Source organism: Cobetia sp. cqz5-12 (genome assembly GCF_016495405.1).
In the GTDB taxonomy this organism is placed as follows: Bacteria; Pseudomonadota; Gammaproteobacteria; order Pseudomonadales; family Halomonadaceae; genus Cobetia.
On sequence record NZ_CP044522.1, the window covers coordinates 3714479 to 3734476 of the forward strand.

Annotated in this window: 13 protein-coding genes and 3 tRNA genes; 3 read left to right on the top strand and 13 right to left on the bottom strand. The window is 62.0% G+C overall.

Going from position 1 to position 19998, the window contains the following annotated elements; all coding sequences use genetic code 11:
- The first annotated feature begins 113 nt into the window (after positions 1–113).
- On the top strand, positions 114–1172 hold the full coding sequence (locus F8A90_RS15385; RefSeq protein WP_200020078.1) for a tRNA dihydrouridine synthase: 1059 nt from the start codon (positions 114–116) through the stop codon (positions 1170–1172).
- Positions 1173–1513: 341 nt separating this feature from the next.
- Here the strand turns inward: F8A90_RS15385 and F8A90_RS15390 are convergent.
- From F8A90_RS15390 to F8A90_RS15430, 9 genes are all read right to left on the bottom strand, one after another.
- Positions 1514–1590 (bottom strand) — tRNA-Arg (locus F8A90_RS15390).
- Between the two features lie 96 nt (positions 1591–1686).
- Positions 1687–1763 (bottom strand) — tRNA-Arg (locus F8A90_RS15395).
- Positions 1764–1785: 22 nt separating this feature from the next.
- Positions 1786–1878: transfer RNA gene (locus F8A90_RS15400), tRNA-Ser, on the bottom strand.
- Positions 1879–2341: 463 nt separating this feature from the next.
- A complete protein-coding gene (gene csrA, locus F8A90_RS15405) occupies positions 2342–2533 on the bottom strand; it encodes a carbon storage regulator CsrA (protein ID WP_043332937.1) in 192 nt (63 codons plus the stop codon).
- 358 nt (positions 2534–2891) lie between these two features.
- Positions 2892–4139: an aspartate kinase gene (locus F8A90_RS15410; protein ID WP_043332939.1), complete on the bottom strand. Its 1248-nt coding sequence runs from the start codon at positions 4137–4139 to the stop codon at positions 2892–2894.
- 109 nt (positions 4140–4248) lie between these two features.
- Complete coding sequence (alaS, locus tag F8A90_RS15415; protein WP_200017837.1) at positions 4249–6852, bottom strand: alanine--tRNA ligase; 2604 nt, start codon at positions 6850–6852, stop codon at positions 4249–4251.
- A 244-nt stretch (positions 6853–7096) separates the two neighbouring features.
- Positions 7097–7735 carry a regulatory protein RecX gene (locus F8A90_RS15420; RefSeq protein WP_442778873.1) on the bottom strand — a complete coding sequence of 213 codons (639 nt, stop codon included), beginning with the start codon at positions 7733–7735 and terminating at the stop codon, positions 7097–7099.
- Between the two features lie 171 nt (positions 7736–7906).
- Entirely contained in the window at positions 7907–8974 is a 1068-nt protein-coding gene (gene recA / locus F8A90_RS15425; protein ID WP_166018647.1) for a recombinase RecA, read from the bottom strand.
- 215 nt (positions 8975–9189) lie between these two features.
- Positions 9190–9726, bottom strand: coding sequence for a CinA family protein (locus F8A90_RS15430; RefSeq protein WP_442778874.1), 537 nt, complete (start codon positions 9724–9726; stop codon positions 9190–9192).
- 166 nt (positions 9727–9892) lie between these two features.
- On the opposite strand from F8A90_RS15430, the gene mutS reads away from it, so the two are divergent.
- Both mutS and fdxA read left to right on the top strand, forming a co-directional pair.
- Entirely contained in the window at positions 9893–12472 is a 2580-nt protein-coding gene (gene mutS / locus F8A90_RS15435; RefSeq protein ID WP_200017839.1) for a DNA mismatch repair protein MutS, read from the top strand.
- A gap of 259 nt (positions 12473–12731) precedes the next feature.
- Entirely contained in the window at positions 12732–13055 is a 324-nt protein-coding gene (gene fdxA / locus F8A90_RS15440; RefSeq protein ID WP_043333067.1) for a ferredoxin FdxA, read from the top strand.
- A 1279-nt stretch (positions 13056–14334) separates the two neighbouring features.
- Here fdxA and eno read toward each other — a convergent pair.
- The 4 genes from eno to F8A90_RS15460 form a co-directional block, all read right to left on the bottom strand.
- The gene (gene eno / locus F8A90_RS15445; RefSeq protein WP_200017841.1) at positions 14335–15624 is read right to left on the bottom strand and encodes a phosphopyruvate hydratase; all 1290 of its coding nucleotides are present in this window, start codon (positions 15622–15624) and stop codon (positions 14335–14337) included.
- Positions 15625–15726: 102 nt separating this feature from the next.
- Positions 15727–16578 carry a 3-deoxy-8-phosphooctulonate synthase gene (kdsA, locus tag F8A90_RS15450; protein WP_192839151.1) on the bottom strand — a complete coding sequence of 284 codons (852 nt, stop codon included), beginning with the start codon at positions 16576–16578 and terminating at the stop codon, positions 15727–15729.
- Between the two features lie 130 nt (positions 16579–16708).
- Positions 16709–18349 (bottom strand): CTP synthase, encoded by a 1641-nt coding sequence (locus F8A90_RS15455; RefSeq protein ID WP_043332948.1) that lies wholly within the window; start codon positions 18347–18349, stop codon positions 16709–16711.
- Positions 18350–18543: 194 nt separating this feature from the next.
- Positions 18544–19959, bottom strand: coding sequence for an FAD-dependent oxidoreductase (locus F8A90_RS15460; RefSeq protein ID WP_166018643.1), 1416 nt, complete (start codon positions 19957–19959; stop codon positions 18544–18546).
- Between the last annotated feature and the right edge of the window lie 39 nt (positions 19960–19998).

A 19998-nucleotide genomic window follows, 5' to 3' on the forward strand; every position in this document is an offset into this window, starting at 1 on the left:
TGCATTCAATGCTTGTTGGTCGCTCTAAAGTGCCTGATTCCACGGCAATTGCAATGACACCATCGTTGACCCCACAGGCCCTCGCGCGGGCCGGCCGCATCGGCATCGCGCCGATGGAAGGCGTGATAGATGACATCACGCGCGAATGTCTCACCGGCCTTGGCGGCTACGACTGGTGCGTGACGGAATTCGTGCGCGTGACCCACGTCAAGTTACCGCCGCGCGTCTTCAAGCGCATCTGTCCGGAGCTGCTCGACGCCTCTCCGATACAGACGGCACGAACACGACACGAGACCCCGGTCGCCCTGCAGCTGCTGGGAGCCGACCCCGAGGCACTGGGCATCAATGCCCGGGTCGCGGCGCGCCTGGGTGCCCCCAGCGTCGATATCAATTTCGGCTGCCCGGCCAAGACCGTCAACCGACATGATGGCGGCGCGGCGCTGCTGCGCTCACCGGAACGCGTCTTCCGCGCGGTGGAGGGCGTGCGCAAGGCACTCGAGGGCACGGGCGTACCGGTCACAGCCAAGATTCGTCTCGGCTTCAATGATCGGCGCCTGGCGCTGGCCTGCGCCCAGGCGGCCGAGGCAGGCGGTGCGACTCAGCTGGTGGTACATGGGCGCACCAAACAGGAAGGCTATCGCCCGCCGGCGCACTGGGAATGGATCGGCAAGATCACCTCCGAGCTTTCCATTCCAGTGGTCGCCAATGGCGATATCTGGGACATGCACTGCTACTGGCGGGCGCGCTCCCTGTCAGGCTGTCGCGATGTCATGCTGGGGCGTGCCGCCTTGGCCGACCCCTTCCTGGCAGCGCGCATCAAGCATTGGCAGGCGACCGGCGAACTGCTGCCCGAGACGGACTGGACACAGCGTGCGCAGGTGCTGCTCTCTCACGCTGAACGCTGCGCCCACCTCCCCGACAAGGTAATGGTGCCTCTGCTCAAGCAGTGGATGAACATGATGCGCCAGAGCGGCAACGCAGAAGCCGAGAACCGCTTCCAGGCCATCAAACGCCACAAGGGGCGCGCTGAGTTCTTCACCGGACTGGTGGCCGACACTGGGCTGGGATTGGCACCGAGTCTTCTCACCTCAGTGACTCGCATGCCGGAATCGGTTCAGGTACCAGAGTCGCCGCAGGCATCGAAAGCAGAAGCCGTGACCACCCCGGCCTGAGCCTGAACTGGAGCCTGAACTGGAACCGAAACCTGAACATCAGCACCGGCCAACACCCGATCCGCTCGCTGTCCCGATCAGCGAACCAAAAAAAGGGCGCCCCTCGCGAAAAGGGCGCCCGAAGGCGTGACATCACAGTCAAGGAAAGCGGTAGAACACTCAGATAATCAGCAATGCGGGGATCGGGGCCGTGCAGGCGGCGATCACTCGGTGCTGACCTTGCCTCAGAGCCTTGCTTCAGAGCCTTGTTTCAGAACCTGGCCTCAAAGCCTGACTTCTTTCATTGCCTGACTTTTCTTCAGACGAAGAAAAACCCGCTTCAGTGAAGCGGGTTTTTCAATTGGCGCGCCCTGGAGGATTCGAACCTCCGACCGCCTGATTCGTAGTCAGGTACTCTATCCAGCTGAGCTAAGGGCGCATAAACCTTGAAATCTGTGGCCTGAGCATTTCAAATGACTTCAGGACTTTATCGTACGAGTACTGCGTCTTGCCAACTTCATGTCTTGCGTTGCAGTGGCGCGCCCTGGAGGATTCGAACCTCCGACCGCCTGATTCGTAGTCAGGTACTCTATCCAGCTGAGCTAAGGGCGCATCTTACTGCATTTGTACCTAATGGCGGAGAGAGAGGGATTCGAACCCTCGATAGGGCTATAAACCCTATACTCCCTTAGCAGGGGAGCGCCTTCAGCCACTCGGCCACCTCTCCTCATCAGGTACGGCGCATATCTTACTCATTTGATTGGGCTTTGTCCAGCCCCTGTGTCGATTTTTTGGCTTCGATGCTGAACATCTCATCACCACTCGACGACAGGCTCGAGGCTGCGCGCCCCCAAGCAATCTCCCCGCATGAACCAGAACATGACGATGGCTAGCCTGTCGTCGCGTCTCGTTCGAGGGAGCGGGCATATTACCGAACCAGAATCGGCTTGTCTCCCCCTTTTTGAGAAAAAAGCCAAATTTTTCCCTTACGGAACACAGACTTGAACAAGCCACCCTCTCATCACCCCGCATGAGCCGCTGCTCATGGAAGCAAGTACGTCGTTGTTCATGGGGTAGGCGGACTGCCCTCGCCTGCGCCAGACCCACACACGCAAACGCCAGCCATGGGGACAATGGCTGGCGTTCATCGGGTCGTGCAGGGTTGTGCGACGTGCAGGCGCAGCATGCCGTCAGGCGATGGCATCGCCGTTGTCTTCTTTCTCACGCTGGATGCGCTGATAGATCTCTTCTCGATGGACGGCAACGTCCTTGGGCGCGTTCACACCGATACGCACCTGATTACCTTTCACTCCGAGAACGGTGACAGTGATGTCGTCTCCGATCATCAGAGTTTCACCCACTCTACGGGTCAGGATGAGCATGACTTATCTCCTTGTCAGAAATTCAAAACAGCTGGGACTTCAACGGGATGTGGAGGCGGCAATCGACCGGGACAAGTCGACCACCCTGATGCATGAAGCTCGAATTATGCGCTATGCATGCTCCGACGGCCAATGCCATACCTTCATCACACCCGATAGACACGTTGAATGAAAGCGCCCGATGCACAGACTGACATTCCGAAGAATGACAGAAAATACATCGGGCGCTATCGACTTCAGGTGCCGCACGTCAGCCAGACCAATGTCCCCAGCCTGGGCACCGACGCTTCACGACTTGAGCAAGTCATTGATTGTCGGTGTCTTTACGACTTCCTTGCTGCACGCTCCGTGGTGGTACTCAGGCAGTCTCGTCACTGATCGCTTCTGCATCCAGCCCGAAAGCGGTATGCAGGGAGCGAACCGCCAGCTCCATGAATTTCTCGTCGATCAGGACGGAAATCTTGATCTCTGAAGTGGAGACCATGCGGATATTGATGCCTTCTTCTGCCAGTACGCGGAACATCTTGGAGGCGACACCGGCGTGAGAACGCATGCCGACACCGACCAGCGAGACCTTGGCGATATTGTCATCACCGCGCATCTCACCACCACCGACGGACGGAATCACCGTCTCGGTCAGGATGCGCTGGGTCGCCTTGAAGTCGGTCTTGGCGACGGTGAAGGAGAAGTCAGTGGTATTGCCGTCCGGAGAGACGTTCTGGACGATCATGTCGATTTCGATGTTGGAATCGGCGATCGGGCCCAGAATCTTGGAAGCGACACCCGGGATATCCGGCGTGTTGAGCAGAGTCAGCTTGGCTTCGTTGACATTGAAGGCGATGCCGGAGATCAGCGGTTCTTCCATGTTGTCTTCTTCCTCAGCGACGATCAGGGTACCCGGGCCATCCTCGAAGGAAGACAGCACACGCAGGGGAACATTGTACTTGCCGGCGAATTCCACCGAACGGATCTGCAGGATCTTGGAGCCCAGGCTCGCCATTTCCAGCATTTCCTCGACGGTCACCGTTTCCAGACGACGTGCCTTGGAGCACACGCGCGGATCAGTGGTATAGACACCATCGACATCGGTGTAGATCTGGCACTCATCCGCCTTCAGTGCGGCAGCCAGGGCGACACCGGTGGTGTCAGAGCCACCACGACCCAGCGTCGTGATGTTGCCCTCTTCATCGACACCCTGGAAGCCTGCCACCACGACCACCTTGCCATCGTCGAGGTCTTCACGCAGGTCATCGGTATCGATGTGCTGGATACGCGCCTTGGTGTGCGCGCTATCGGTGCGGATGCCCACCTGCGCCCCTGTGTAGGAGGTCGCGTCGACGCCGATCTTCTGCAGCGCCATGGCCAGCAGGGAAATGGTGACCTGCTCGCCGGTGGAGACCAGCATGTCCATCTCGCGCGGTGTCGGGTCATCATTGATCTCGCTGGCGAGACCGATCAGTCGGTTGGTCTCGCCACTCATGGCAGAGACGACCACGACAATCTGATGGCCTTCATCGCGGAATCGCTTGACCTTCTCGGCGACGGCCTTGATCCGCTCCACCGAGCCGACCGAAGTGCCTCCGAACTTCTGAACGTATAGCGCCATGTGCGTTTCCGTTATCCGTGTCCGTTTGCGTTGTCCCCACATGAAGCTCATGTGAGCCCAAAAAGAGGCCGGGTCTCCTCAAGAGGAGCCCGGCCTTCATCTTGTACTGTCAGCCCAGCTGGGCGTCTACCCATGATGGCACACCGGCCAGTGCGCCCGGAAGCGAAGCGGCGTCACTGCCACCGGCCTGGGCCATGTCAGCACGACCACCACCCTTGCCGCCGACCTGCTCGGCCACGTGGCGCACCAGATCCCCCGCCTTGACGCGCGAGGTCAGGTCGTCGGTGACACCGGCGATCAGGCTGACCTTGTCACCGTCCGCGACGCCGAGCACCAGAATGCCGGAGCCGAGTTTGGACTTGAGGTCATCCATCAGGCCGCGCAGCTCCTTGCCGGAGACGCCTTCGACCTGCTTGGCCAGCACCTTGATGCCCTGGACATCCGCGATGTCACTGAGCATGTCGCTGGCCGAAGCGGACGCCAGCTTGGCCTTGAGGCGCTCAAGCTCCTTCTCGAGGCCGCGATTGCGCTCCAGCAGGCTGCTGACGCGCTCCTCGACCTGCTCCGGCTTGGCCTTGAGGCGCTCACCGAGGCGAGCAAGAGTCGCTTCCTGCGCGAGCAGGAAGTCACGCGCGGCGCGACCGGTAATGGCCTCGATACGACGCACGCCGGACGCGATGCCTGTCTCGGCGAGAATATGCATCTGGCCGATGTCGCCGCTGCGCTTGACGTGAGTCCCGCCGCAAAGCTCGATGGAGAAGGCATCCTGACCGATGGTCAGCACGCGAACTTCCTCACCATACTTGGCATCGAAGAGGGCCGCTGCGCCGCGCGCCTTGGCCTCATCGAGGCTCATGAACTCGATGGTGGTCTCGGCATTTGCCAGGATCTGCGCATTGACGATGCGCTCGACCTCGGACAGCTGCTCGGCCGTCATCGCCTCAAAGTGGCTGAAGTCGAAGCGCAGACGCTCGGCCGTGACCAGCGAGCCCTTCTGCTGAACGTGCTCCCCCAGTACCAGTCGCAGCGCTTCGTGCAGCAGGTGCGTGGCGGAGTGGTTGCGCACGGAAGCCGCACGCAGCTCGGCATCGACCTGCGGACGCACCTTGTCACCGACCTTGAGAGCGCCCTCGATCAGCACACCGTGGTGCAGGTGATGGCCGGTCTGCTTCTGGGTATCGCTGACCTGGAAGCGGCCGCCATCCAGATGCAGATAACCGGTATCGCCGGCCTGACCGCCTGACTCGCCGTAGAACGGGGTGGTATCGAGCACCACGATGCCCTTGGTGTCCACCTCGAGCTGCTCGACGGCATTGCCTTCGGCGTCGAACAGCGAGGTGACGGTGGCTTCCCCTTCCAGCTGGTCGTAACCGGTGAAGACGGTCTCGCCCTCCAGCACCAGGTTGGCGGAGTAGTCGCCGCCGAAGTTGCTGGCGGCACGGGCGCGATCACGCTGTGCTTCGAGGGCCGCCTGGAAACCTGCCTCATCGAGGATCAGCTCGCGCTCGCGGCAGATATCGGCGGTCAGGTCATACGGGAAGCCGTAGGTGTCGTAGAGCTTGAAGATGGTCTCGCCGTCGAGGGTATTGCCCTCGAGGCCAGCGATGGCTTCTTCCAGAAGCTTCATGCCGTGTTCCAGCGTACGTGCGAACTGCTCTTCTTCCTTGAGCAGCACACGCTCGATCTGCTCGCGAGCGGCGCGCAGTTCCGGATAGGCATCGCCCATCTCGCTGTCGAGAGCCGCGACCAGCTTGTAGAAGAAGCTGCCACGCGCGCCCAGCTTGTGACCGTGACGCACGGCGCGACGGATGATGCGACGCAGCACGTAGCCACGGCCTTCGTTGGACGGCAGCACCCCATCGGCGATCAGGAAGGCGCACGAGCGGATGTGGTCAGCCACTACACGCAGTGACGGCGTGGCGATGTTGTCGTGACCGATGATCTCGGCCGCGGCGGCCAGCAGATTCTGGAACAGGTCGATCTCGTAGTTGGAGTGCACGCCCTGCATCACGGCCGCGACACGCTCCAGACCCATGCCGGTATCGATGGACGGCTTGGGCAGCGGGTGCAGCGTGCCCTCGGCGTCACGGTCGAACTGCATGAAGACCAGGTTCCAGATCTCGATGTAGCGATCGCCATCCTCGTCCGGGCTGCCCGGCGGGCCACCGGCGACATCTTCGCCGTGGTCATAGAAGATCTCGGAGGACGGACCACACGGACCGGTGTCGCCCATCTGCCAGAAGTTGTCCTCATCGAGACGCGAGAAGCGGTTCTGGTCGATGCCGACCTCGTTGAACCAGATGTCACGGGCTTCGTCATCGCTGACGTGCACGGTGACCCACAGCTTCTCCTTCGGCAGGCCGAGTTCTTCGGTCAGAAACTTCCAGGCGAACTGGATGGCTTCGCGCTTGAAGTAGTCGCCGAAGCTGAAGTTGCCCAGCATCTCGAAGAAGGTGTGGTGGCGGGCGGTATAGCCGACGTTGTCCAGGTCATTGTGCTTGCCACCGGCGCGCACGCAGCGCTGCGCGGAGGTCGCACGGCTGTAGCCACGCGGGTCACGGCCCAGGAAGACATCCTTGAAGGGCACCATGCCGGCGTTGGTGAACAGCAGGGTCGGATCGTTGTTCGGCACCAGGGAGCTGGTGGGAACGATGGTATGGCCCTGCTTCTCGAAATAGGTCAGGAAGGCGTTTCTGATTTCTGCGCTTTTCATAGAGGTTCCGTAGCGATGTGCGTAAAGACGCTCCGGGGGTCTTCTGCATGACTTCCGCATGGTTTCTGCATGTTCATCCATGTGGGTATGCATGGAGGTGCAATGAAAAGCATGAAAGAAGGCGCCTGCCCCGTGCCGTCGCAAGACGACCTAGTATAACGCCTGTTCGCGCAAGCTAAAGGGGGGGAAATGTCTTGAAGCGCCGGTTTGCGCGTCATGAGAGCCAAACAGCCACCCGCTAGCCTTATTCCCCCTCATCACTCCAGGCGGACTCCATGGCATAGCGCAGCTGCTCATAGTCGAAGCCGCGCTGGAGCAGAAAGCGTTCGCGCCGTGCGCGCTCCTTGTGTCCCTCGCCGGGGCCGGAGAAGCGCCTGGCCAGCGTCTCGCGCGCCAGCTCGAAGAAATCCACCGCCTCGACATGGCCGAAGGCATCCGGCGTCGGGTCACTGGCGGCACGCATCACGGCATTGAGCGTCTCGCTATCGATACCACGCTGGCGCAGCTCCTGCTGGATACGCCTCGGTCCCTGGCCGCGCAGGACGCGCGTCCGCAGGAAGCTGGCGGCAAAGCGCTCATCGGATTGCAGGCCCTCCTCGGCCATGCGCTCCAGCACCTCCTCGATCAGCAGCTCGACCTCATCGCGACTCAAGGCCGCCTGCGCGCCCTCCTCGCCCGCGGCTTGGCGCTCTGCCAACTCGTCATCGCTGACCGCCCGCAGGTAGTCACGCTCCTTGAGATAGTCGTGCAGCTCGCGGCGGCTATGCTCGCGGCGCGCCAGGCGCGCGATGGCATCATTGCGCGCACGCCGTTGCGGCGTCATCGCGCCTGAGTCGAGCGGTTGATACTCAGGCCCACTCATTTCAGCGCTGTCATCGTGCATGGTCATGCTCCCGGAGTTGAGCAGAAGGACATCGATGGACGTGAACGCAAGGCGCCCGCCTCCGAGTCATCGGGGCGGGCGCCTTGGGGTCATCTCACCGAGCCGGAAACGATACGGTGCGATGACGCCAGCCTGGCGGCTGGCGCTCTTGCTCTTTCTTCGGGACGAGCCTCAATCGAGATCGATATCCAGGTCGTCTTCACTCTCGGCGGCCGCGGTCTCTTTCGGCTCTTCCTTGGCTTCCGGTGCTGCCAGCAACTGGGCACGGATCTGGGCTTCAATCTCCTCCATGATGGCGGGATTGTCTTCCAGGTACTGGGCGGAGTTGGCCTTGCCCTGACCGATCTTGCTGCCCTGATAGCTGTACCAGGCGCCTGACTTGCCGACCAGACCACACTGCACACCCAGGTCGATCACCTCACCGGCATGATAGATGCCCTTGCCGTAGAGAATCTGGAACTCGGCCTGACGGAACGGCGGCGCGACCTTGTTCTTGACGACCTTGACGCGGGTCTCGTTACCGGTGACTTCATCACCGGACTTCACGGAACCGGTACGACGGATATCCAGACGCACACTGGAGTAGAACTTCAGTGCGTTACCGCCAGTCGTGGTTTCGGGGCTGCCGAACATCACGCCGATCTTCATGCGGATCTGGTTGATGAACACCACCATGCAGTTGGCGTTCTTGATGTGACCCGTCACCTTGCGCAGTGCCTGGGACATCAGACGCGCCTGCAGGCCGACGTGTGAGTCACCCATCTCGCCTTCGATCTCGGCACGCGGCGTCAGTGCTGCCACGGAGTCGACGATGATGACGTCAACGCCGCCGGAGCGTACCAGCATGTCGACGATCTCGAGCGCCTGCTCACCGGTGTCCGGCTGGGAGACCAGCATCTCGTCCAGATTGACGCCCAGCTTCTCGGCGTAGGACGGATCCAGCGCGTGCTCGGCATCGATGAAGGCACAGACCTTGCCCTGCTTCTGCGCCTGAGCGATGACAGAGAGGGTCAGTGTCGTCTTGCCCGAGGATTCCGGACCGTAGATCTCGACCACGCGTCCGAAGGGCAGGCCGCCGATGCCGAGTGCGATATCCAGCCCCAGAGAACCGGTGGAAACCGACGGGATGGCCACACGCGGGGCATCGCCCATGCGCATGACGGCGCCCTTGCCGAACTGGCGCTCGATCTGGGACAGCGCCGCGTTCAGCGCCTTGGTACGATTGTCGTCCTTTGCCATGTGGCCTCCTGTCGAACGGCGGAGCCACACGGGCTGCCACCTGGAATAGAGAATTCTGTCACTGAGAGCTGAGCAGACACCGTCAGACTAGCGGCTGAGGTGTCATGGCAAAACCCTGTATACATGGACAGTATAATGCCGCAAGTTGCGTCACTCTGCCAGTCCGGTGATGCGCTTTTTCAGGCAGCACCCTCAATGCGGGGCTTGCATCGGGCTCACAAGTCTTCGGTGCCGATCTGCAAGGCCTCCACGCGCTCGATCAAGCCCTGCAGCGCCTCCCGCACGGCGGCGTCGCGCACGGCCTGCCGGTCGCCGGAAAAGTGACAGCAGCGTGCCTGCTGGCGCGCCTCGCTCCCCCACGCCAGCCACACGGTGCCGACGGGCTTCTCGTCACTTCCCCCGCCGGGGCCGGCCACACCGCTGATCGCCACCCCCAGCTCAGCGCCACTATCGCGGCAGGCGCCGCGCACCATCTCGCACACGACCGCCTCTGAGACGGCACCGAAGGTTTCAAGCGATGCCTCGCTGACCCCCAGCAGGCGCTGCTTGGTGGCATTGGAATAGGTCACGTAGCCCGCATCGAAATAGCGGGAGCTGCCGGCAATCGCCGTGATCGCGGCACTCACCCCGCCTCCGGTGCACGACTCGGCGGTGGTGACGCGCACGCCGCGCGCGACTGCCAGTGCCTGCAACTGCTCAGCCAGGGTATTCGCGCACGCAGCCTCGGGGGCCGTACCAGTCAATTGACTCACGAACTTTCTCCTTGTGGAGGTCATCGGGTGAAAAGGGCAGCGAGCATGAGACATCACAGGCATTGGAGCCGGCCGCGCCAGTCCGTAGAATATCGCGCATCCCGCATGCCGTGCTCTCGCATGTGTGCTTTTTCCCATTGCAGTGCAGTCAAGGAAGTCCATGGCCATGGCCAAGAACAGCGCGCCCCAGATGACGCCGATGATGACGCAGTACATGAAGATCAAACGCGAGCACCCCGGCGTGCTGCTGTTCTATCGCATGGGCGACTTCTATGAACTGTTTCATGAGGACGCCAAGCGCGCAGCACAACTGCTCGATATCACCTTGACGGCGCGTGGCAGCTCCGGTGGCTCACCGATCCCCATGGCAGGGGTGCCCTACCACAGCGCCGAAGGCTATCTGGCACGCCTGGTGAAGATGGGCGAGTCAGTCGCCATCTGCGAGCAGATCGGCGACCCGGCGACCAGCAAGGGGCCCGTCGAGCGCAAGGTCGTGCGCATCGTCACACCGGGCACGCTGCACGATGAGGCGCTGCTGGATGCCAGTCGCGACAACCTGCTGGTGGCACTGCATCGTGATGGCGACACTTGGGGTGTAGCGGCACTGGAACTTTCCTCCGGTCGCTTCAGCGTACTGGAAGTCAGCGGCGATGATGAACTGCTTGCCGAGATTCAGCGCCTGTCACCTGCAGAGCTGATGGTTGGTGAAAACCGCACCTTGCCCGCCAGCCTGGCCTCGCGCCCCGGCCTGACCCGTCAGAGCGATTGGCACTTCGATCACGAGACCGCCTTGCGCCTGCTGTGTGATCAGTTTGGCGTGCAGGACCTCAACGGCTTCGGTTGCAGCCACCTGACACGTGCCGTCACGGCAGCAGGCGCCCTGCTCGACTATGCACGCGACACTCAGCGCACCGGCCTGCCCCACGTGACCGCGCTGGCCGTCGAGAGCCGCGATGACTCGGTGGTGATCGATGCCGCCAGCCGTCGCAACCTCGAGATCGATACCAACCTGGGCGGCACCAGCGACAACACGCTGGCCAGTGTGCTGGACGTCACCGCGACCGCGATGGGCTCACGCCTGCTCAAGCGCTGGCTCAACCGCCCGCTGCGCGATCAACTCCAGATCGGCCAGCGCCAGGCGGCGGTGCAACGTCTGCTGGATGGCGACTATCCCTTCGAGCTGCAAGGCCTGCTCAAGCGCATCGGCGATGTGGAGCGTATCCTCGCCCGTGTCGCGCTGCGCAGCGCACGCCCTCGTGACATGGCACGCCTGCGCGATGGCCTCAACACCCTGCCCGAGCTGCGCGCCGTACTAGCCAGTGTCGAGAAAGGCAGCGCCATCGATGACCTGCGCGATGCCATCCGCCTGTTCCCGGCACTTTCCGCGATGCTCAGCGAGGCGCTGGTCGAGAATCCGCCGGTAGTGCTGCGCGATGGTGGCGTGATCGCCGATGGCTACGACGATGAACTGGACGAGTACCGCGGCCTGTCCGAGAACGCTGGCCAGTATCTGGTCGCACTCGAGACCCGCGAGCGCGAGCGCACCGGCCTGAGCAACCTCAAGGTCGGCTACAACCGCGTGCATGGCTACTTCATCGAGCTGCCGCGCTCGCAATCGGCCGAGGCCCCGCCGGAATACATCCGTCGCCAGACCCTCAAGAATGCCGAGCGCTTCATCATCCCCGAGCTGAAGGAGTTCGAGGACAAGGCGCTGTCCGCCAAGTCCAAGTCACTGGCGCGCGAGAAGCTGCTGTATGAGCACCTGCTGGATGACCTGAATACCGAACTGGATGGCCTGCAGCAGACGGCCCGTGCGCTGGCGTCACTGGATGTGCTGACCGCCTTCGCCGATCGCGCCGCCGCTCTCGATTTCGTGCGCCCAGAACTCAGCGAAACCCCGGGCATCGATATCGAAGGCGGCCGCCATCCGGTGGTCGAACATGTCAGCGATCACCCCTTCGTTCCCAACGATGTGCGCTTCGATGATACGCGGCGCATGCTGGTGATCACCGGCCCCAACATGGGCGGTAAATCCACCTACATGCGCCAGACGGCACTGATCGCTCTGCTCGCGCATACCGGCAGCTTCGTGCCGGCATCGCGTGCCTGCATCGGCCCACTGGACCGCATATTCACCCGCATCGGCTCCTCGGACGACCTGGCCGGCGGACGCTCGACCTTCATGGTCGAGATGACCGAGACCGCCAGTATCCTGCACAACGCCACTGACGAGAGCCTGGTGTTGATGGATGAGATCGGCCGTGGCACCTCGACCTTCGATGGTCTGTCACTGGCATGGGCCAGCGCCGAGCATCTGGCGCGCACGCGTGCCTTCACCCTGTTCGCGACCCATTACTTCGAGATGACGGCGCTGCCCGAGCATGCCGATGCCGTCGCCAACGTGCACCTGACGGCCGCAGAACATGGCGATGGCATCGTCTTCATGCACCGCGTCGAGGAAGGCCCTGCCAGCCAGAGCTATGGCCTGCAGGTGGCCCAGCTGGCCGGCGTCCCGCAGAGCGTCATCCTGCGGGCACGCGAGAAGCTGACCAGTCTGGAGCAGCAGGAGGTCGATCGTCCGCAGGTGGCGCGCGAGGATGCGCTGGGGCAGCCGGTACCGCAACAGAGTGACCTGTTCGCGGCACCGCCGCATCCGGTCGTCGAGGCCCTCAATGGCCTGGATCCGGATGATCTGAGCCCCAAGCGAGCCCTGGAGCTGATCTACGAATGGCACCGTCAGCGCTGAGCGCCGTCACACCGGGCCAGGATTGGCGCACCCGGACCGAGAATGAGTGGCAAGGCTCGACAGCAACCTTCGGGCATAGCACCATTCCAAAACGATCCGCCCCTGCTGATTGCGGGGCCGGCAGAGCGCCACTAGAATAACGCCTTATAACATCTGCGCCGCTTATAACCTGAAGACCATGATGTCGCCGAGACGACACATGGTGGGCGCCTGGACCACGACCTACGAGAGAGACGCCAATCCGCGTCAGGAGACCTGCATGGCATTCATCGTCACCGAGAACTGCATTCGCTGCAAATACACCGACTGCGTGGAAGTCTGCCCGGTGGATTGCTTCTACGAAGGCCCGAACTTCCTGGTGATCAACCCGGATGAGTGCATTGACTGCGCGCTGTGTGAGCCTGAATGCCCCGCCGAAGCCATCTTCTCCGAAGATGAAGTGCCGGAGAACCAGAAGGAATTCATCGAGCTGAATGCCGACCTGGCCGAAGTCTGGCCGAACATCAGCGAGAAGAAGGACGCCATGGAAGACGCCGAGAAGTGGGATGGTGTCGATGGCAAGCTTGAGTATCTGGAGCAGTAAGCCCCTCAAGTCACCCGCATCTCGCGCGGCAAGCGGCTTGCCCGCCCTGACCGGGCAAGCTCGGCTCTCATGACAGAAACGGCAGCGATTCCCCCTGGGAGCCGCTGCCGTTTCTGTATCTGATGCCTGAAGTCGGCGCCCCAAGCTCGTGCCAGGAGCTCGTACCAAGGGCTCGTACCAGGAGCTCAGCCCCTGGCATACGGGCATAAAAAAGGGCGACCCCGTAAGGTCGCCCGCTCCAAGCGTGTTCCTGTCGATCCATCCTGGATCGCACTCCTGAGTGCTGTCCCTGCCCTTCACGACATCCTGTCATTCGGGGCGCACCGTCACGCGTGGCGGGCATTGCAGCACTGCTTGCGCAGCTGTCCCACCGCAATGCCCGTTAGTGCAGATATTTGCCTGTCCTGCTGTCCTGCCCATGCATTGCCCGGCGTCCTGCCTGTACCGCTCCGTGCCTGTGCAGCTGACAGCCTCACGACATTCCCTGTCCGACCCTCCTTGTCGTGGCTTCCTGCCACTTGATGCTGCCGCTGTCTGCCCCATCATTCCTGACGCGGATGATGTCCCGTCATCCGTCACTTCCTGTGAAGGGCAAGCTTCCTGACTGCATATCAGAGCCTGGGGCTCTCCGACACTCCGTGTCGTTATCGTGCTTCCTGCCTGTGTGGCGCTTCCCATCGCCGACGGATCATCCTGATCCTGACACACTCCGGTGCCATGCCCGCTATCCTTGCTTCCTTGGCATCTCTCGCCTGACTCCTTCAAGCGAGGATATGCAGCTCACTGCTACCGACGTCCATGTCAGGTCCTTTTTTCGCCGAGCGTCCTGCTCAGCGAGGCGAAACATCCTGTCTCGCCATCAAGTCTTTCCTGATCATCCCGTTGGCATCCTGCCGAGACTGCGGTGTCCCGCCGCACCCTCACATCCATGCAGCCATTCTGGGCAGCATTCGCTGGCGAGGCAACTAGCCAAACCTCTTAACCCGCTATACCTGAACGGGCCGTCAAGTAAAATATAATCAATAAAATCAACTACATATAGAAGAACATACGTTCAAATCCGCAGGCAACTCGCAGTCAGTGTCTCGATTGTCCTGCGAGATTTGTAAGAGATGACTTACACGAATTCAGTGCCTGAAAGCGGCCTGTTTCCTGCATCCCCCTCAATAGCACTCAATCATCGCCTCCAATGCACAACGGGGCCGTGCCAGAAGGCACGACCCCGTTGCAAGTTACCCCTGCGATGCTGTGGGCGCGGAGCCCCTCATATCACAGGCGATTACTGACCCTTGATCTCTTTCAGGCCGTTGTAAGCCACGTCACCCAGCTGCTGCTCGATCACCAGCAGGCGGTTGTACTTGGCGACACGGTCAGAGCGGCACAGAGAGCCGGTCTTGATCTGGCCAGCACAGGTACCGACGGCGAGGTCGGCGATGGTGGTGTCTTCGGTCTCGCCACTGCGGTGGGAGATGACCGCGGTGAAGCCGGCGGCCTGCGCCATCTTGATCGCATCCAGGGTCTCGGACAGCGAGCCGATCTGGTTGAACTTGATCAGGATGGAGTTGCCGATGCCTTCATCGATACCACGACTCAGGATGCGCGTGTTGGTGACGAACAGGTCGTCGCCGACCAGCTGCACCTTGTCGCCCAGCTCGTCGGTCAGCATCTTCCAGCCTTCCCAGTCGGACTCGTCCATGCCGTCTTCGATGGAGACGATCGGATATTCCGCGGCCAGGCCGGCCAGATAGTCGACGAAACCACGTGAGTCGAAGCTCTTGCCTTCGCCGGACAGGTTGTACTGACCGTCCTTGTAGAACTCGGAAGACGCGCAATCCAGCGCCAGGGTCACATCGGTGCCCAGGGTGTAGCCCGCATCGCTGACGGCCTGCTTGATGACGGCCAGTGCTTCGGAGTTGGATGCCAGGTTCGGTGCAAAGCCACCTTCATCACCCACGGAGGTGCTCAGCTCGCGACCCTGCAGCACCTTCTTCAGCGCGTGGAAGATCTCGGCGCCGGTGCGCAGTGCTTCACGGAAGGTCGGCGCGCCGACCGGCTGGACCATGAACTCCTGGATGTCGACATTATTGTCGGCATGCTCACCGCCGTTGATGATGTTCATCATCGGCACCGGCATGGAGTACTGCCCCGGCTGACCGTAGAGCTCGGCGATGTGAGCGTAGAGCTCGATACCCTTGGCCTGCGCTGCCGCCTTGGCAGCTGCCAGAGAGACGGCAAGAATCGCGTTGGCACCCAGCGATTCCTTGTTCTCGGTACCGTCCAGCGCCAGCATGGCATCGTCCAGCGCGCGCTGGTCGAGTGCATCCATGCCCACCAGGCGCTCGCGTATCGCGCCATTGACGGCTTCGACTGCCTTCAGCACGCCCTTGCCCAGATAACGGCTCTTGTCGCCATCACGCAATTCCAGCGCTTCACGCGAACCGGTGGAGGCACCGGAAGGCGCGCAGGCACTGGCGCGTTGGCCACCTTCCAGCACGACCTCGGCCTGTACGGTCGGGTTACCACGGGAATCGAGCACCTCAAGGGCGCGGATTTCGACGATATTGGCCATCTTGTGTCGTCCTCTACACGGGGGATTGAAACACCACGACGGGCATCTTGCCCATAGTGCAAAAAGGCCGCTCACACAGGGGTGAACGGCCAGTAGTCATGTTCAGCGAATATCCAGTGGCGCGAAGCCCTTGACCAGCGCATCCAATGATTGCAGCTGGCGCAGGAAGGGTTCGAGCTGGTCCAGCGGCAAGGCGCAGGGGCCGTCACACTTGGCGTTGTCAGGGTCCGGATGCGCTTCGAGGAACAGACCCGCCAGCCCCAATGCGACACCGGAGCGTGCCAGATCGAAGACCTGCTCACGACGCCCGCCAGCGGAATCGGCTCGCCCGCCCGGGCGCTGCAGCGAGTGGGTGACATCGAACAATACCGGCAGGCCGCTATCCTTCATCTCGGCCATGCCGAGCATGTCGACCACCAGGTTGTTGTAACCGAAGCTGGAGCCACGCTCGCACAGCAGAATCCGGTCATTGCCCGCTTCACCGCACTTGGCGACGATATGGCGCATCTCGTGCGGCGCGAGGAACTGCGGCTTCTTGACGTTGATGACGGCGCCGGTGCGCGCCATGGCCACGACCAGGTCCGTCTGCCGCGCCAGGAAGGCCGGCAGCTGGATGACATCGGCCACTTCCGCCACGGCCGCTGCCTGATGCGGCTCATGCACGTCCGTGATGATCGGCACACCGAAGCGAGACTTGATCTCGGCCAGGATCTCGAGCCCCTTCTCCATCCCGGGACCGCGGTAGGAGTGCATGGAGCTGCGGTTGGCCTTGTCGAAGCTGGCCTTGAAGACGTAAGGCATGCCCAGGCGCGACGTCACTTCGACATACTGCTCGGCGACTTCCAGCGCCAGCTCCCGCGATTCGAGCACGTTCATGCCACCGAAAAGCGTCATCGGACGATCGTTGGCGACTTGCAGACCCGCAAAATCTATCACGCGTTGTTCGTTGCTCATCTCTGCACCGTCCATCAAATCGTTGTCCATCGGCAATCTGCCTGATGATGCTCTGGCGAACATCAAGGCCTGAGCCACCGCGGAGAAGACCTACGGACGCCACCCGGGGTGGCGCCCGCTCAACACCCTATCACTCGCCGCGAGTACGCGCCGCCTTGTGATTGAGCGCGGCATTCACGAAGCCGGTGAACAGCGGATGGCCATCACGCGGCGTGGAGGTGAATTCCGGGTGGAACTGACATGCCACGAACCACGGGTGATCCGGCAGCTCGACCATCTCGACCAGCGAGTTGTCGACACTGCGACCGGAGAAGATCAAGCCCGCTTCTTCCAAGGCCGGCACGAACTGGTCGTTGACCTCATAGCGGTGACGGTGACGCTCGACGATCTCGTCGCTGCCATAGGCCTGATGTGCCTTGGAGCCGTTGAGCAGGCTGCAGGCCTGACCGCCCAGACGCATGGTACCGCCCAGATCAGACGCCGCGTCGCGGGTCTCGATCTTGCCTTCCGGCGTCAGCCACTCGGTGATCAGACCGACTACCGGGTGCTGGGTGTCATGGGTGAACTCGGTAGAGTTGGCATCGCTCCAGCCCGCCACGTTACGCGCGAACTCGATGACGGCAACCTGCATGCCCAGGCAGATGCCCAGATACGGCACCTTGTTCTCACGCGCGAAGCGCGCAGTGGCGATCTTGCCTTCAACGCCGCGCTCACCGAAGCCGCCCGGCACCAGCACCGCGTCCTTGCCGATCAGACGATCAGTGCCGTTGCGCTCGATTTCCTCGGAGTCGATGAAGTCGACGTTGACCTTCACACGCCCCTGGATACCGGCGTGAATCAGCGCCTCGTTCAGCGACTTGTAGGCGTCGAGCAGCTCCATGTACTTGCCGACCATCGCGATGTTGATGGTCTTGAGCGGGTTGAGCTTGGCGTCGAGCACCGCGACCCACTCGGACATGTCGGCCTCTTTGGCCTCCAGGCGGAACTTGTCGCAGACGATCTCGTCGAGGCCGGCTTCGTGGAGCATCAACGGAATGCGATAGATGGTGTCGGCATCCTGCAGGGAGACGACGGCACGCTCTTCGACGTTGGTGAACAGCGAGATCTTGCGACGCTCGCTTTCCTCGATCTCGACTTCGCTGCGGCAGATCAGGATATCCGGCTGGATACCGATGGAGCGCAGCTCCTTGACGCTGTGCTGGGTCGGCTTGGTCTTGGTCTCGCCGGCCGTCTTGATGTACGGCACCAGCGTCAGGTGCATGAAGAGTGCACGCTCGCCACCCAGCTGCGCACGCAGCTGACGGATGGACTCCAAAAACGGCAGCGACTCGATGTCACCCACGGTACCGCCGATCTCGACCAGTGCGACGTCATAGCCTTCACCGCCGGCGATCACGCGACGCTTGATCTCGTCGGTGATGTGCGGGATGACCTGCACCGTTCCACCGAGATAGTCACCGCGGCGCTCCTTGCGCAGCACGTGCTCGTAGACGCGACCGGTGGTGAAGTTGTTGCCCTGGGTCATGCGCGAGCGGATGAAACGCTCGTAGTGACCGAGGTCGAGGTCGGTTTCCGCGCCATCTTCGGTGACAAAGACTTCGCCGTGCTGGAACGGGCTCATGGTGCCCGGATCGACGTTGATGTACGGATCCAGCTTGAGGATGGTGACCTTGAGGCCACGGGCCTCGAGAATAGCCGCCAGCGAAGCGGATGCGATGCCCTTGCCAAGCGAGGACACAACGCCGCCCGTCACGAAGATAAATCGTGTCATGGAAACCTGCCGAAAACGTGAGCTGTAGGAGAGATCCGGGGGAACGGATCAGGATGGGTCGCCAGTCTAGCGGAAAGGCTGCTCCGGCTCAATTTGAATGCCACCACCTGCCCACCTCGCATCACCATCCGATGCGCCCGCCATCACGCATCAGGCCCGCCGTGGCGGGCCTGATGCGTGACTCGAGTCGCCCTTTACACTTCCAGGAAATCAAGAATCCCTTCAGCGGCGCGGCGACCTTCATCGATGGCGGTCACCACCAGATCGGAGCCGCGCACCATGTCTCCGCCAGCGAACACCTTGGCATTGGTGGTCTGGAAGGCATGACGCTCGGTGCTGGTCGCGATGCGACCACGCTCATCGACGGCGATGTCGAAGTCGGCGAACCACGGCGCAGGACTTGCCTGGAAGCCGAAAGCCACGACCACGGCATCGGCCGGCAGAATCTCTTCAGACCCCGGCACCACTTCCGGACGCTGACGGCCATTGGCATCCGGCTCACCCAGACGGGTGCGCACGACCTTGACGCCCTCGACCTTGCCATCGCCGACCACTGCCACCGGCTGACGGTTGAAGAGGAAATCGACGCCCTCTTCGCGAGCATTGGTCACCTCACGGCGTGAACCCGGCATGTTGGCCTCATCACGACGGTAGGCACAGGTCACGCTTTCCGCGCCCTGGCGAATGGAGGTGCGGTTGCAGTCCATCGCGGTATCACCCCCGCCGAGCACCACGACCTTCTTGCCTTCCATGGAGACGTAATCCGCCGGGTCCTTCTCGAAGCCCAGGCAGTGATTGACGTTGGCGATCAGGAAGTCGAGCGCCTTGTGCACGCCCGGCAGATCCTCGCCCGGGAAGCCGCCACTCATGGCGTTGTAGGTGCCCATGCCCAGGAAGACGGCATCGTATTCCTCGAGCAGCGCATCGAAGGTCACATCACGCCCGACCTCGACGTTGAGACGGAACTCCATGCCCATCTCTTCGAAGATCTCGCGGCGACGCGTCATCACGCCCTTCTCGAGCTTGAACTCCGGGATACCGAAGGTCAGCAGACCGCCGATTTCCGGATGGCGATCATAGATCACCGGACGCACACCATTGCGCACCAGGATATCGGCGGCACCGAGACCCGCCGGTCCTGCGCCGATGATGGCGACGCGCTTGTCGGTCCAGCTGACCTTGGACATATCGGGGCGCCAGCCCATCGCGAAGGCGGTGTCGGTGATGTATTTCTCCACCGAGCCGATGGTGACGGCACCGAAGCCATCATTCAGGGTACAGTCGCCCTCGCAGAGACGGTCCTGCGGGCAGACACGACCACAGACTTCCGGCAGCGAGTTGGTCTGGTGCGAAAGCTCGGCGGCCTCGAGGATATTGCCCTCGGAGACCAGCTTCAGCCAGTTGGGAATGTAGTTGTGTACCGGGCACTTCCACTCACAGTAGGGGTTGCCACAGCCCAGGCAGCGATGCGCCTGGCTGGCGGCTTCTACCGGCTTGAACTCGGCATAGATCTCGTTGAACTCACGGGCACGCACGCGAGCATCTTTCTTCTGCGGGTCCTGACGACCCACATCGATGAACTGGAAGTCGTTGGCGAGCTGATTGGCCATGATGAATCCTCTCTCAAAATCCGGGCACCGTCGCGGTGC